The organism is Candidatus Dorea massiliensis AP6, from assembly GCF_964245105.1.
Classification (GTDB): domain Bacteria; phylum Bacillota; class Clostridia; order Lachnospirales; family Lachnospiraceae; genus Laedolimicola; species Laedolimicola intestinihominis.
Map to the genome: position 1 here is coordinate 22,719 of NZ_CAXTKW010000016.1, position 16,007 is coordinate 38,725.

A 16,007-nucleotide genomic window follows, 5' to 3' on the forward strand; every position below is an offset into this window, starting at 1 on the left:
TCACAGGTGAGGCAGCATGAAGGAACAGGAAAACCTGGAGCAGGAATATTTTGACGAAAATCAGTATGAGATAGAAAATCGAATCCGGAACCTGTACTGGACGGTCAGCGGTAACTACGGTGAGAACATCAAGCTGGATACGGTATCCTTCTCCCGGTCGCCCTGGGTGTCTCTCTATGACGCGGTGAAGCAGGGGGCATTTTCCCGATACTTTGACCGAAACGCTTTTGGACTGTATCTGGTGAAAAAGCTGTACTATGGGGCAGATGAGCAGGCTCTGACGAATGTGGCCCAGCTTGCGGTGGACAGTGCGGTTTACAAAAAAATCAGCGCGGAGCGAAAGGGCGTCGCGGAGATTCGGAAAAAAGCTTTTTCGGATCTGCTGGATTATGATTTTACAAGGCTTGCCTCCTATTACCTGGGGCAGATTAAGATCTGCATGATGCAGCAGGCGGTCCGGGGACAGACGGGGCATGAGCAGGCCAGGATGCAGCAGGCGCTGGACATGCTGGCTGGCCTTCGGGACACCGAAGATACGATGGAAATCATTCGGGTTACGGACGCCATGTATAACTGGTTAGTCGATCCTTATTTCGAAAAAAATCACGGCGATCTGGAAAAGGTGTTGGCCGTGACCATGGAGGACTTACAGGAATTCAACTGGAAGGATTATCTGGAGGAGGAAGCGGCGGAGGAGGACCTGACCCAGGTACTGAATCAGGTCAATCAGGCCGTGATCCAGACCGGAGAGGTTCCCTCTGAGGAAGAAAAGAAGGAAACCCGCATGAAAAGGGTGCTGGTGGACGCGGAAGCGGTTGAGAAGATGTACTCCTACATCGAGCTGAATTATGGGCGATCCTATTTAAGCGCCGGAGAGCAGAAGCGTCTGAACCGCAGTCTCTGCCGGGGCGCCCATGCGGACTGCAGCCTCTATTTTACCGACGGCATCCTTTCCAATATGGTGAAGCGGAATTATCAGTCCGAGTACGCCAGACGGTCAAAGAGCGAGAACCTCAGGGTATACGGTCATTACACCCGGGTGGCGAAGCGGAATATCGAGGTGCTGGCAGACACCCTGCGCCGGGCTCTGGTGGCTCGAAGCGAGCGGGAGACGGTGAAAAGCGAGTATGGCAGCATCGTACCCTCAAGACTCTGGAAGCTGGGCCGCAGCCATGATAAGAAGCTTTTTGAGCGGGTGCTGAAAAAGGACAGCTCAGAATTTGTGGTTCACGTGCTCATTGATGCCAGCGGTTCTCAAAGAAGCCGTCAGAGCCTGGTGGCCCTGCAGGGTTATATCATCAGCGAGGCCTTAAGCAGCGTACAGATTCCTCATCGGGTCATGGGCTTTTGTACCTTCTGGGACTACACGGTCATGCAGCGCTACCGGGACTATGACGACCCGAAGGAGGCCAATAAGAGGATCTTTGAGTTTCACGCATCGTCCAATAACCGGGACGGCCTGGCCATCCGGGCGGCTGCGGCCAGTCTTCGGGAACGCCCCGAGGAAAATAAGGTTCTCATCGTCTTAAGCGACGGGCGTCCCAACGACATCATCGTGAACCGGCCCAACAGCAAGAACCCTGCGCCCTACGCAGGTGACTATGCGGTGCGGGATACGGCTTCCGAGGTGCGAAAGGTTCGTGCGGAGGGCATCTCCGTGCTGGGCGTTTTCGCCGGGGAGGAGCAGGATCTGCAGGCGGAGCGGCGGATATTCGGCAGGGATTTCGCTTACATCCGCAATATTATGAATTTTTCCGGTGTGGTAGGACTCTATCTGAAGCGTCAGTTGGACGATACGGCACAGTAAAAGGACTATAAACTTATATACGAGGAGTTTTAGTATATGAAAACGTGGCTGAAAAAATGGTGGAAGCCCCTGGTACTGGTTCTGGTGCTGGCCGGATTTCTGCTTTATCCGTCGGTCATACTTACAGAAATGCGTGTGGATTTTGAAAAAGAAGATTATACGGCGGGCAATCACTGCAAGGTCTTTGCTTCCCCGACGGAAAATCTGGGACTGGACAGCGTAAAGAATGCCGATAAAAAGCCCGGCGAAGCCCGCTTTTTCTTCTGGGATATCCGCTGGCGCGACGGACAGACCTTCAAACGCCTGGACCCAATTGATTACAATTTGGATGACGAGATTCAAATCAGGGACATTGCCTTTTTTATTAATGGCTTTTACGCAGGAGAGCTTTCCGGAGAAGAACTTCTGGCTTCATTTTCGCCCAACGATCAGGTTCAGATGTATGAGACGAACAGCGGCTCTTTGGGGCTTTATATCACAGGCGATGATTCTCAGCTTCTGACTACGGATGTGTTCCGGGAGTTTTATAAGGAAATGGCGGGGCGCTATGCGCGGACCGGCGTCTTTTATCTGCTGCCTCTGCTTTTACTCGTCTGGGCCGCGGCTGAATTCTATGTGCGGAAAATCTGGCGGCAGCGGGAGGGACGGTTTTTCCTGGCAGCTGATACGTTATTTTATATAGCGGGGCTGCTGGCACTGGTTCTGATAGTAACCGGAGCTTTCACAGGCTCTGATTTGGTGAACCCCGATGAGTCTGAGGCGGTCTATTCGGTGCAGTATTACATTACCCACTGGAAGATTCCGGACGCAAGAGATCTGGAGATGGCGGCCTATTCCGTGTTCGGAACGGCGCGCCTTACGGAGCTTGACCTGTTCTATATTTTTGCGGCTCAGATCGCGAGGCTTTTTACCTTTGAGCATGCGGTGCGGCTGTTCAGCGTGCTGATGGCGGCGGGGCTTTTTTATCTGATTTTCTGCAGCCTGAAAAAGAACCGCTGGCTTCTGGCCGTCATGTTCCTGACGCCCCAGATCTGGTATCTCTATACCTATTGTACCTCGGACGCCATGGACTACGCGGTGGGCGTGCTGGTGCTCTATCAGGTGGCGAGACCGGACAGTATGCTGCAGAAGCTTTGCAGACGGGGCGTGAAGAAAGCAGACTGGTGGCGGGTATTGCTTCTGGGATTTTTGTTTTCCAATATTTTCATGTCCAAACAGAACTTCTATGTGTTCGCCATTTATGCCTTCTGTATGTTGCTGGTGGATCTCTTCACAGCGCCTGCGGAGGAGAAAAAGAACCGGTTGATCAGCTATCTCTGGGTAGCGGGCTTCGCGTTTGGGTTCCTGGGAATCCGTTATATTCCGGAATTTCTGCATTATGGCGTTCACCGGCACCGGGTGCTCCTTACGCTTCAGGAGCAGATCGCGATTCCGAAGCTGAATCCGGCTTCACCGCCTGCGGAGCAGAGCTCGGCCTTCAATCTCTACGGCAAGGGCGTGGGGCTTTCGGAGCTGCTATTTAAAATGGGACTTCACAAGACCACGTTCCGTTCCTTTGTGGGAACCTACGGAAGTCTCCAGTTCCCCAGTCCGGACTGGTACTGTCTGCTGATGGGGGCGCTGTATCTGGTGTATCTCATCGGCTGCTGCGGTTCTGTGCTTCGGGAAAAGGGACACGGGGAGCGGAAGGTGAAGCTGGGACTTCTGTTTTTCTGCGCGCTGGTGTCTTACGCGCTATTGCTCTACAATGCCTGGTTCATTGATTTCCAGGCCCAGGGGCGCTACATGGTTCCGGTGCTGATTTTCGCGGCCAACGCGGCGGCATTAAAGCCGGAGACTTCGAGGACGAAGTGGTTTCAGCTTGTGTTGGGAACCTCGGCGGTATTGTCGCTGTATTCCTTTGTGGTCTACTGTATTCCGAATATCAGGCCGCCGTACTAAGCAGAGGTCTTATACGGGAACAGGACGGGCAGCGAAAAAGAGAGAGGGCTATGCCCGGGAAAGGGGATTTGCAAATGAAAGAATATGAAGTTGTTCATGAGATTTTCAACGAGTGTGCCAACAATCAGATGCGGGACGTCTTTATCGAGGAGGTTCCTATTGATGATTTGGAAGAATATGTAAGGAAACACCACGAAAAAGAGCGGGACTTCACCTTTGAACGGGAAGATCTGGCCGATGGAACTGTTGTCTATCATGTAAATACCTCCGGGCTTTTGCAGCGATACACCTTTACGGAGATCTGAGATGGAAAAATTTTTTGAATGGGAATACCGTTTCATGATGTTTTTGCAGAATAGCATCCGGGGGCCGTTGCAAAATAAGGTGATGTGGTGCATCACCTCACTGGAAAACGCAGGGTTTCTCTCCATCGCGGCCTGCCTGGCACTGCTTCTGCAGCCAAAATGGCGCAGGGTGGGCGAGGCGGCCACCGTGTCCATGATTCTGGAATTTCTGGCGGTCAATCTGCTTTTGAAAAACTGGGTAGCCAGAGTGCGGCCTTATCATCTTCTGGAGGATCTGATTCTTCTGGTGCAGGAACCGGCAGACTATTCCTTCCCGTCGGGACACACGGGCGCGGCCTTTGCGGTGGCGTCGGTCATGTTTCTTGGCATGCCTCACAGCATCGGAGTACCGGCGCTCATCGTGGCGTCGCTGATTGGATTTTCCCGGATTTATCTGGGGGTACATTTCCCCACAGATGTACTGGGCGGAGTGGTGATCGGATGCGCGGCCGGATTTGTGGCCTGGAAGCTGACGGGAGGGAAGCTCCGATGAGAAAATGTGAGAAAGCGCGAGATTTTAATTCCGGCAGCGTGCTGAGCAATATTTTATACTTTTCCCTGCCCTATCTGCTGTCCTATTTTCTGCAGACCCTGTATGGCATGGCGGATCTTTTTATCATCGGTCAGTTTGACGGAACGGCAGCCACCACGGCGGTGTCTCTGGGAAGCCAGGTGATGCATATGCTGACTGTGATTCTGGTAGGTCTGGCCATGGGAACCACGGTCAGTATCGGACAGGCCGTAGGAGCCCGGGATAAAAAGCGGGCCGGCGAGGCCATTGGCAATACCGTCGTACTGTTCCTGGGCGTATCGGTGGCGCTGATGGTGTTGCTGACAGTGCTGGTGCGGCCCATTGTGGCGCTGATTTCCACGCCGGAGGAGGCTGTGGCAGGTACGATTCAGTATCTGACGATTTGTTTTATCGGTATTCCCTTTATCACTGCCTACAATGTGATCAGTTCCATTTTCCGGGGCCTGGGTGACTCGAAAAGTCCTATGTACTTTATCGCCATCGCCTGTGGCGTCAATATCGTATTAGATTATCTGTTCATGGGAGCCTTCCATATGGGACCTGCGGGCGCAGCCCTTGGTACGACCCTGTCTCAGACAGTCAGTGTTTTGATTGCCTTCTGGGCCATTAGGCGGCGGGATACCGGACTTACCATGAAAAAATCAGATCTGAAGCCCAGGGGCACAGCCATGGGACAGCTTCTTCGCATTGGTCTTCCGGTGGCAATGCAGGACGGTCTGATTCAGGTGTCCTTTATCCTGATTACCGTTATCGCGAACCGCCGCGGACTCACGGATGCGGCAGCGGTGGGAATCGTGGAGAAAATCATCAGCTTTGTGTTCCTGGTGCCCTCTTCGATGCTGTCTACAGTATCGGCTCTCTGCGCCCAGAATATCGGCGCCGGAGAGGAAGAGCGGGCAAGGAAGACACTGCGTTACGCCATCTTCATAGCTACAGGGTTTGGCCTTTTTATGGCGGTTCTGGTTCAGTTTATCGCAAATCCGGTGGTCGGCCTGTTCTCGAAGGACGCAGCCGTGGTGATGCAGGGCGGCTGGTACTTCCGTGGTTATATTTTTGACTGTATGTTTGCGGGAATTCATTTCAGCTTCAGTGGTTATTTCTGTGCCTGTGGACGTTCAGAGCTGTCTTTCCTGCACAATATTGTGGCCATTGTGCTGGTGCGTATTCCGGGCGCGTATTTGATGTCAAAGCTGTTCCCCATGAGCCTCCTGCCCATGGGACTTGCCACGGCGGCGGGTTCGATGCTGTCCGTGATGATCTGTACCATTGCCTATGGATGGCTGAAAAGCTGTTCCCCATCAGACGGGCGGCGAAAAAAGTCTTTTTCTCATATCCGAAATATGGTACAATAATTCTATTAATGTCTTTGGAGCGTGAAAAATGGTTGCCAATTATCTGACCAGTACCGTATTTATGATCATAATACTGCTGATTTTATTCGTGAAGATCTGCAACGATATGAAGCAGGAGAAAATGAAGCGCATGTATCAGGTGCTGGATATCACAGTAGTGCTCTATGTGTTGCTGGACGCGGGCTTTGCGGTCGGCTTTCTGGAGGGAAGAAATCAGGAGCCGTGGTTTCAGATTGTTATCTTCCTGTTTTTCCTGGTCTATGTGATCACGCCGTTCATATGGCAGCTGTTTGTCTGCAGTTATATCAATGTGCCTCATGGACGGTGGTTTCAGATAGTGGAGAAGCTTCCGCTTATCATTCTGCTTGTCATGGTTGTAATGTCCCCTGATAATGGCTATGTCTGGTATATCACAGACACGGGAGACTATGTCCGGGGCAGAGGATTTGAACTTTTTACGGCCATCAATCTGTTCTATTATCTGGAAGCTTTTATAAATGGCATTTATATTCTCTACCATAAAATGTACGAAAAGGAGCCGTATCTTTTGCAGTCCCTGCTGCTGTCTACGATTCCGCTCGCGGCGATTCTGGCTAATACATACCTGATTCCCCTGCGGATGACTTATCCGTTCCAGTCCTTCTGTCTGGTGCTGGGAACGCTGTTTGCGTATCTTTTCATGGCGGATCGACAGAAAAGCATGGAGGAAGAGCGCTATAACGAAAGTCTGAAGGAAGCGTTGGAGCTGGAAAAGAAGGCGTCACGGCAGGCGGTTGAGGCCGGAAAAGTAAAAACGATCTTTCTGGCAAATATGTCCCATGATATCCGGACTCCCATCAATGCCATTTTGGGATTCACGGATATGATTGACCGGAATCCCGGGGATAAGGCGCAGGTAGTCAATGCGGTGGGAAAAATCAAGAATTCCGGTCAGGTGCTTCTGAATCTGATTAACGATGTACTGGATCTGACCCGGATTGAAAATGGCAAGCTGGAGCTGGAAGAAAGTGATGTTGATTTGACGGCGCTGGTGAAAGATATGGAAACGCTATTTCTCCCGTCTGTCGAACAGAAAGGAATTGCCCTTACGATCTGGCAGGAAGTGGCGGATCCGTATGTACACTGTGACGAAGGAAAGCTGCAGCGGATTCTGGTTAATATCATCAATAATGCGGTAAAGTTTACACCGGCCGGCGGTAAAATTATATTTTTTGCAACGGAGGTTCCGGGAAACGATGGAACTGCGGAATATGGGTTCCGGATTCAGGATACGGGGATCGGTATCAGCAAAGAATTTCAGGAGCATATCTTTGAAGCCTTTGAACAGGAACGCAGCTCGTCAGTCGGCGGCGCTGCAGGCGCGGGACTTGGCCTGGCGATTGTAAAGAAGCTGACGGATTTGATGGACGGAACTGTGACCATCGAAAGTGAGCCCGGAGAAGGAACGGCGGTGCAGCTGCGGTTTCATTTCCGGCAGACAGGAAAAGAGGAGATACAGAAGAAAAGAGAAGCGGAGAATACAGAGGATGATTTGTCCGGTCTGCATGTACTTCTGGTAGAGGACAATGAGCTGAATATGGAAATCGCTGCAGCCATGCTGAAGGAAAAGGGCGCGTCCGTGACCTGGGCCAGCGACGGACAGCAGGCGGTCGACCGATTCCGGGAAAGCCCGGCGGGGACTTACGATATCATTCTGATGGATGTGATGATGCCTGTGATGAATGGTCTTATGGCTACGAAGCAGATACGTGCCATGGAGCGGCCGGACGCAGCGTCCATTCCCATCTTTGCCATGACCGCCAATGCCTTCACGGAAGATATTGAGAAAAGCCGGGAGGCGGGCGTCAACGAACACTTAAGTAAGCCGCTGGATTACGGGAAGCTGGCGCGGATGATTTATGGGTATGTGAAGAAAAAATAGAAGATTCTTATTTTTACAAAAGAACTCGCGGATGACCTTTTGGTCATCCGCGAGTTCTTCAATTCAGAAATTATTTGACTCTTGCAGTCAGGCCGTCGCCCTCCACATCAATCACAATGGTTGCTCCGGTGGAAATCTCACCGCCCAGAATTAACTTGGCAGCCAGCGTCTCCACATGCTTCTGCATATACCGTTTCAGCGGACGGGCGCCATAGACCGGATCGAAGCCGTGGTCTGCGATGAAGGTCCTGGCAGCGTCGGTCAGCTCCAGAGAAAGCTCCCGGTCAGCCAGACGCTCATTCAGTTCCTTCAGTAACAAATCAATGATCCGCGTGATGTTGCTCTTGGTCAGCGGCTTGAAGAGAATGGTCTCATCCAGTCGGTTCAGAAATTCCGGACGGAAATGAGCGCGCAGGTCATTCATAACCAGAGTCTGAGCCTCCGGCTTGATGCTGCCGTTCTCGTCGATGCCGTCCAGCAGATAGGAGGAACCGATATTCGAGGTCATAATCAGAATCGTGTTCTTAAAGTCCACGGTCCGTCCCTGCGAATCGGTGATACGTCCGTCGTCCAGTACCTGTAAGAGTACATTGAATACGTCCGGATGGGCCTTTTCAATTTCATCAAACAGGACAACGGAATAGGGCTTCCTGCGAACAGCCTCCGTCAGCTGACCGCCCTCCTCGTAGCCTACATATCCGGGAGGAGCTCCGATAAGACGGGACACAGAATACTTCTCCATGTACTCACTCATATCGATACGCACCATATTGGATTCGTCGTCAAAGAGGCTGGCAGCCAGAGCCTTCGCAAGCTCGGTCTTACCCACACCGGTAGGTCCGAGGAACAGAAACGAACCGATGGGCTTCGTCGGATCCTTGATACCGGCCTTGGAACGAATAATCGCTTCAGATACCAGCGTTACCGCCTCATCCTGGCCGATGACACGCTTATGCAGCTCGTCATCCAGATGCAGGGTCTTGTTCCGTTCACTCTCAGTCAGCTTTGCCACCGGAATACCGGTCCAACGGGACACGATACGGGAAATCTCATCCTCAGTAACGGCTTCGTGAACCAGAGACAAATCCTTTTTGCTGATTTTCTCCTCTTCCTCAGAAAGCTCCTTCTGCAGAGCAGGCAGCTTGCCATACTGCAGCTCAGCGGCCTTATTCAGGTCGTAATTCTGCTGGGCAGTCTGAATCTGCTTATTGATATCCTCAATCTCCTCACGGAGCTTCTGCAGACGCTCCACGGAAGTCTTTTCATTATCCCACTGAGCCTTCTGCGTATTGAACTGGTCGCGCAGCTCCGCAAGCTCTTTTTGCAGGTGCTCCAGACGCTCCTGACTCAAGTGATCAGTCTCCTTCTTCAGGGCCGCTTCCTCGATCTCCAGCTGCATAATCTTACGCCGCAGCTCATCCAGCTCCGTCGGCATGGAATCCAGCTCCGTCTTAATCAGAGCGCAGGCTTCATCCACCAGGTCAATGGCCTTATCCGGCAGAAAACGGTCGGAGATATAACGGTTGGAGAGGGTAGCGGCAGCTACGAGGGCGGCGTCCGTGATTTTCACACCGTGAAATACCTCATAACGCTCTTTCAGACCACGCAGGATAGAAATGGTATCTTCCACCGTCGGCTCATCCACCATAACCGGCTGGAAACGACGCTCCAGCGCCGGATCCTTCTCAATGTACTGACGGTACTCATCCAGAGTGGTCGCGCCGATGCAGTGCAGCTCGCCACGGGCCAGCATAGGCTTCAGCATATTGCCGGCATCCATAGCTCCGTCGGTCTTGCCTGCGCCCACAATCAGGTGCAGCTCATCGATGAAGAGGATGATCTTGCCCTCGCTCTTCCGAACCTCCTCCAGAACGGCTTTCAGACGCTCCTCAAACTCGCCGCGGTACTTGGCACCGGCCACCAGCGCGCCCATATCCAGGGAAAATACCTTCTTGTCCTTCAGACCCTCCGGTACATCGCCCCGCACGATACGCTGTGCCAGACCCTCCACAACGGCGGTCTTGCCGACGCCGGGTTCACCGATTAAAACTGGGTTATTCTTGGTCTTACGGGACAGAATCCGAATCACATTCCGGATCTCCGCGTCACGGCCGATGACCGGGTCAAGCTTCTGATCCCGTGCCTTTTCCACCAGGTCAGAACCATATTTACTTAAGGTATCATAGGTAGCCTCCGGATTGTCACTGGTTACGCGCTGGTTGCCTCTCACAGAGGACAGTGCCTGCAGAAAACGATCCTTGGTAATGCCGTATTCCCGGAACAGCTCCTTCATGGAAGGACTGGGGTCATTTAACATGGCCAGAAACAGATGCTCTACAGAGACGTACTCATCGCCCATCTGCTTTGCCACATCCTCAGCGCTGATCAGTACCTTATTTAAATACTGACCGATATAGGGCTGTCCGCCGGAAACCTTGACTCTTTTATTTAATGCCTGTTCCACGCCGTTCAGAAACAGATTCTGGTCGATGCCCATCTTCGCGACGAGCTTCAAAATCAGACTGTCCTCCTGACGGAGCAGACTCATCAGAAGATGTTCCTGTTCAATCTCCTGATTGCCATACTCATAGGCCAGCTTTTCCAGGTCATTTACAGCTTGAATGGATTTCTGTGTAAATTTGCTGATGTTCATAAATCTGACTCCTTTCTTCTTCTAAGTTCTATTGGTAAAATATGTTGTTAAAATAATAAAATATAAAAAAGAAAGTCCCGGCATCAAATACATTTCCATATCTGATACAGGGCCTTTTTCTTTTTCTGTACCCATTTATAACACTGCTGAAAGAAAAGATCAAGTACTTTTTTGAAAATAATTTATAAAAAATCTATAAAGTGTCAGACTACTTAATTATATAGTGCAAAACGGGGGATGGTGAGGGTAAGCCCGCCCCGGTTCTTTTTCTCTCCGTCCGTTTTTCTTACCTTATATAAAGGAAAGCAAAAAAGATTTCTAAAAAAACTATAAACCCGCTTGACAAACCAAAATCATAGTGCTATCTTAATGTTAGCACTCGAGAGGGCAGAGTGCTAATAGATAAAAAGCAACAAAGAAATGAAAAGAAACCAGTAAAGAAGAGGTGAACGAAATGGAACTGGATGAGAGAAAACAGAAAATCCTTCAGGCAATCATCCGTAACTATATGGAGACGGGCGAGCCGGTAGGTTCCAGAACCATTTCAAAATACTCAGATTTGAATCTGAGCTCCGCGACGATTCGAAATGAAATGTCAGACCTGGAGGAGATGGGTTACATCGTGCAGCCCCATACCTCAGCCGGACGGATTCCTTCCGATAAAGGATACCGCTTATACGTGGATCATATTCTGGAAGAGAAGAATCACGAGGTACAGGAACTGAAAGACTTGATGATTGAGCGAAGCGATAAGATGGAGCAGGTATTGAAGCAGGTGGTAAAAGTTCTGGCAGCTAATACCAACTATGCCACCATGGTATCCGCCCCCACCTATCACAGGAACAAGCTGAAGTTCATCCAGCTCTCCAAAGTCAACGCGACGCAGATCCTTACAGTTATTATGATAGAAGGAAACATCGTCCGCAACAAAGTCATCGACGTGACCGAGGAGCTTGACCAGGAGACAGTCCTGAAGCTGAACATCCTGTTGAACAGTGTACTGAACGGCCTGTCCATTGAGGAAATTAATCTGGCGATGATTCAGAATCTGAAAGAGCAGGCAGGTATCCACAGCGAGCTGGTGGGTAGCGTCATCGACGCGGTGGCAGAAGTCATCCACTCCGAGGACGAGGTAGAGATATATACCTCAGGAGCGACCAACATCTTCCGCTATCCGGAGCTTTCCGATAACGGCAAAGCAAGCGAGCTGATCAGCACCTTCGAGGAAAAGCAGCAGCTGTCTGACCTGGTAAATCAGACACTGGAGAACAGTGACAGCAAAGGCATCCAGGTTTACATCGGACAGGAGACACCCATACAGTCCATGAAGGACTGCAGTGTAGTCACCGCTACTTACGAATTGGGCGAGGGCCTGCAGGGAACCATCGGAATCATCGGTCCCAAGCGGATGGATTACGAGAATGTATTGAAGACGCTGAAGACCCTGACTGAGCAGCTGGACGAGATTTACAATAGAAATAAGAAATAGAAAGGGGCAAAAACCCGTGGAACAGGAAATCAAAAACGAAGAGCTTCAGAATAAAGAAGCAAAGGAAGAAGAAACTGTGAAAGCAGCAGAAGCTTCCGAAGAAAAAGAAAGCACCGGCGGCGAGAAACCGGAGGAGACAGAAGCGGTCGAGGAGCCTGAGATGCTGAAGAAGAAAAAGAAAAAAGACAAGATGGAAGAGAAAATCGAGGAGCTGGAGGATCGCGTAAAGCGTCAGATGGCCGAATTCGATAACTTCCGAAAGAGAACCGAGAAGGAGAAGTCCCACATGTATGAAGTGGGAGCCCGGGATGTCATCGAGAAAATCCTTCCGGTGGTAGACAATTTTGAACGCGGTCTTGCATCTGTACCTGAGGATCAGAAAGAAAATCCGGTCATCGTAGGTATGGATAAGATATACAGCCAGCTGATGACCACTCTGACCGATCTGGGTGTAGAACCCATTGCGGCAGTAGGCGGGGAATTCGATCCGAATTACCACAACGCAGTGATGCACGTGGAGGATGAAGAACTTGGTGAAAATGTAGTAGCCGAGGAATTCCAGAAGGGTTACATGTATAAGGATACGGTAATCCGTCACAGCATGGTAAAAGTCGCAAACTAAGAAATTACATTTTACAATCAGAATACATTGAGGAGGTCTCTATTATGAGCAAGATTATTGGTATCGACTTAGGAACAACAAACAGCTGCGTAGCAGTTATGGAGGGTGGTAAGCCCGTAGTAGTAGCAAATACAGAGGGAGCAAGAACCACACCGTCTGTAGTGGCATTTACAAAGACAGGCGAGAGACTGGTAGGCGAGCCGGCAAAGCGTCAGGCAGTTACCAACTCCGAGAAAACCATTTCTTCTATTAAGAGAGAGATGGGTACCGACCACAAAGTAAACATCGACGGAAAGCAGTACACTCCGCAGGAGATTTCCGCTATGATTCTGCAGAAGCTGAAAGCAGACGCAGAGAACTATCTGGGCGAGAAGGTTACCGAGGCAGTTATTACGGTACCGGCATACTTCAACGACGCACAGAGACAGGCAACCAAGGATGCAGGTAAGATTGCAGGCCTGGATGTAAAGCGTATCATCAACGAGCCGACCGCTGCGGCACTGGCATACGGCCTGGACAATGAGAAAGAGCAGAAGATCATGGTATACGACCTGGGCGGCGGTACCTTCGATGTATCTATCATTGAGATTGGCGACGGCGTTATTGAGGTTCTGGCTACCGCAGGCGACAACCGTCTGGGCGGCGACGACTTCGATAAGAAGGTTGTAGATTACATGCTTGCTGAGTTCAAGCGTACAGAGGGTGTAGACCTGTCCGGCGACAAGATGGCAATGCAGAGACTGAAAGAGGCAGCTGAGAAGGCGAAGAAGGAGCTTTCCAGCGCAACCACAACCAACATCAACCTTCCGTTCATTACAGCAACTGCTGAGGGACCGAAGCACTTCGATATGAACCTGACAAGAGCGAAATTCGACGAGCTGACCCATGACCTGGTAGAGCGTACCGCAGGACCGGTTCAGGCAGCGCTGAAGGATGCAGGCATTACAGCTTCCGAGCTTGGCAAGGTACTGCTGGTAGGCGGTTCCACACGTATTCCGGCTGTACAGGACAAGGTAAAACAGCTGACCGGCCATGAGCCCAGCAAATCTCTGAACCCGGATGAGTGCGTAGCTATCGGTGCTTCCATTCAGGGTGGTAAGCTGGCAGGCGACGCAGGCGCAGGCGATATCCTTCTTCTGGATGTTACACCGCTGTCTCTGTCCATCGAGACCATGGGCGGTATCGCAACCCGTCTGATTGAGCGTAACACAACCATCCCGACCAAGAAGAGCCAGATCTTCTCTACCGCAGCTGACAACCAGACAGCCGTAGATATCAACGTCGTACAGGGTGAGCGTCAGTTCGCAAAGGACAACAAGTCTCTCGGCCAGTTCCGTCTGGATGGAATCCCGCCCGCAAGACGTGGTGTTCCGCAGATTGAGGTTACCTTCGATATCGATGCAAACGGTATTGTAAATGTATCCGCAAAGGATCTGGGCACCGGCAAGGAGCAGCATATCACCATCACCGCCGGCTCCAACATGTCCGACAGCGATATCGACAAGGCAGTGAAGGAAGCTGCTGAGTTCGAGGCTCAGGATAAGAAGCGGAAAGAGGCTATCGACGCGAGAAACGACGCGGACTCCATGGTATTCCAGACCGAGAAGGCACTGGAAGAGGTCGGCGCACAGGTTGACCCGGCTGACAAGTCCGCAGTAGAGGCAGAGCTTACTTCCCTGAAGGCAGTTCTGGAGAGAACCAAGGATCAGGCAGATATCTCTGACGCAGACCTTGACGAGCTGAAGAACGGCAAGGAAAAGCTGATGAACGCGGCACAGAAGGTATTCGCAAAGGTTTATGAGCAGGCACAGGCAGCACAGGGTGCGGCAGGCCAGGCAGAACCGGATATGGGAGCAGGTGCCGGAACAGGCGCAGGCGCTTCTGACGATGTCGTAGACGGCGACTACAGAGAGGTTTAATAAAAAAGAATCAGGCTTGACAGAAAATGGGCGTTGCGCTATATTGAAAGGCAGGCTTGAAAGAAAAGAATCCAAGAAAGGCTCGAAGGAGCCTTTCTTGCATATCAGAAATCTGATATGCAAGAAGCCTTCCAGGCGAAGAATCCTGCAAAACAGGATTCCTTTAGAGGCTTTACCGCAAAGCAATTGAGAAAAGGTATAAAGGAAGATAGAAAAAATGGCAGAGCAGAAGAGAGATTACTACGAGGTTCTGGGCGTAGACAAGAACGCGGACGATGCCACTATTAAGAAGGCGTACCGTCAGCTGGCAAAGAAATACCACCCGGATATGAACCCCGGCGATAAAGAAGCGGAAGTGAAATTCAAAGAGGCTTCCGAGGCGTACGCAGTCTTAAGCGATCCGGACAAGAGACGTCAGTACGACCAGTTTGGTCATGCGGCATTTGAAGGAGGCGCAGGCGGTGCGGGCGGCTATGGCGGCTTTGATTTCAATGGCGCGGATATGGGAGATATCTTTGGAGACATCTTCGGTGATCTCTTCGGCGGCGGCCGCGGCAGACGTGCCAACAATGGTCCCATGCAGGGGGCAAACCTACGTACCCAGGTACGCGTGACCTTCGAGGAAGCAGTTTTTGGCTGTGATAAGGAGATCGAGCTGACTTTGAAGGATGAGTGCAGCAGCTGCCATGGAACCGGCGCGAAGCCGGGTACCTCCCCGGTGACCTGTCCGAAATGCGGCGGCAAGGGACAGGTGGTATACACCCAGCAGTCCATGTTCGGCATGGTGCAGAACGTGCGTCCCTGTCCGGATTGTAACGGAACCGGTAAAATCATCAAAGAAAAGTGTCCGGACTGCTACGGCACCGGTTATATTGCCAGCAAGAAAAAGATTTCTGTTACGGTACCGGCAGGTATCGACAACGGCCAGAGCATCCGTATCCGTGGAAAGGGAGAGCCGGGGGTTAACGGCGGTCCCAGAGGCGATCTGCTGGTTGAGGTTATCGTGGCCCGTCACCCGATTTTCCAGCGGCAGGATATGAATATCTACTCCACGGCTCCCATCAGCTTCGCCACGGCGGCGCTCGGCGGCACCGTCCGCATCAAGACCGTGGATGGTGAGGTGGAGTATGATGTGAAGGCCGGAACCCAGACCGACACCCGCGTGCGTCTGAAAGGCAAGGGCGTACCGTCCCTGCGCAATAAGAACACCCGCGGCGATCATTATGTGACGTTGGTGGTACAGGTGCCGACAGATTTAAGTAAGGATGCGAAAGAAGCCCTGCGCGCTTACGATGATATTGTGAACGGTAAGAATCCGGAGAAGCCGGGTAAAGGAAAGAAAGGCTTTTTTGATAAAATGAAAGAGGCGCTGGACGAGTAATCCGGCGTAAGATAAAAAGAGACAGCGTGTTATCTCATTTCTGATA

At 51.4% G+C, this 16,007-nt stretch carries 11 protein-coding genes; 10 read left to right on the top strand and 1 reads right to left on the bottom strand.

What is annotated here, in order from left to right:
* Positions 1–16: 16 nt before the first annotated feature.
* The 6 genes from ACESZP_RS15285 to ACESZP_RS15310 all read left to right on the top strand — a co-directional run bounded on the left by ACESZP_RS15285 (position 17) and on the right by ACESZP_RS15310 (position 7,897).
* Positions 17–1,807, top strand: a complete 1,791-nt coding sequence (locus ACESZP_RS15285) for a cobaltochelatase CobT-related protein (protein ID WP_499709569.1) — start codon at positions 17–19, stop codon at positions 1,805–1,807.
* 36 nt (positions 1,808–1,843) lie between these two features.
* Positions 1,844–3,748: a glycosyltransferase family protein gene (locus ACESZP_RS15290; protein ID WP_499709570.1), complete on the top strand. Its 1,905-nt coding sequence runs from the start codon at positions 1,844–1,846 to the stop codon at positions 3,746–3,748.
* Between the two features lie 74 nt (positions 3,749–3,822).
* Positions 3,823–4,053, top strand: coding sequence for a hypothetical protein (locus ACESZP_RS15295; protein ID WP_178039878.1), 231 nt, complete (start codon positions 3,823–3,825; stop codon positions 4,051–4,053).
* Between the two features lies 1 nt (position 4,054).
* Positions 4,055–4,585: a phosphatase PAP2 family protein gene (locus ACESZP_RS15300; RefSeq protein WP_499709571.1), complete on the top strand. Its 531-nt coding sequence runs from the start codon at positions 4,055–4,057 to the stop codon at positions 4,583–4,585.
* Positions 4,582–5,976 carry an MATE family efflux transporter gene (locus tag ACESZP_RS15305; protein ID WP_499709572.1) on the top strand — a complete coding sequence of 465 codons (1,395 nt, stop codon included), beginning with the start codon at positions 4,582–4,584 and terminating at the stop codon, positions 5,974–5,976. Before ACESZP_RS15300 ends, ACESZP_RS15305 begins: the two co-directional genes overlap by 4 nt.
* A gap of 28 nt (positions 5,977–6,004) precedes the next feature.
* Entirely contained in the window at positions 6,005–7,897 is a 1,893-nt protein-coding gene (locus ACESZP_RS15310) for an ATP-binding protein (RefSeq protein WP_499709573.1), read from the top strand.
* Between the two features lie 70 nt (positions 7,898–7,967).
* Here ACESZP_RS15310 and clpB read toward each other — a convergent pair whose 3' ends face one another.
* The gene (clpB, locus tag ACESZP_RS15315; protein ID WP_178039875.1) at positions 7,968–10,550 is read right to left on the bottom strand and encodes an ATP-dependent chaperone ClpB; all 2,583 of its coding nucleotides are present in this window, start codon (positions 10,548–10,550) and stop codon (positions 7,968–7,970) included.
* 454 nt (positions 10,551–11,004) lie between these two features.
* Between clpB and hrcA the strand changes: the two genes are divergently transcribed.
* From hrcA to dnaJ, 4 genes are all read left to right on the top strand, one after another.
* Positions 11,005–12,039, top strand: coding sequence for a heat-inducible transcriptional repressor HrcA (hrcA, locus tag ACESZP_RS15320; protein ID WP_499709603.1), 1,035 nt, complete (start codon positions 11,005–11,007; stop codon positions 12,037–12,039).
* Positions 12,040–12,055: 16 nt separating this feature from the next.
* A complete protein-coding gene (gene grpE, locus ACESZP_RS15325) occupies positions 12,056–12,661 on the top strand; it encodes a nucleotide exchange factor GrpE (protein WP_499709575.1) in 606 nt (201 codons plus the stop codon).
* A 44-nt stretch (positions 12,662–12,705) separates the two neighbouring features.
* Entirely contained in the window at positions 12,706–14,580 is a 1,875-nt protein-coding gene (gene dnaK / locus ACESZP_RS15330) for a molecular chaperone DnaK (protein WP_499709576.1), read from the top strand.
* A gap of 217 nt (positions 14,581–14,797) precedes the next feature.
* A complete protein-coding gene (dnaJ, locus tag ACESZP_RS15335) occupies positions 14,798–15,961 on the top strand; it encodes a molecular chaperone DnaJ (RefSeq protein ID WP_178039872.1) in 1,164 nt (387 codons plus the stop codon).
* Positions 15,962–16,007 lie beyond the last annotated feature (46 nt).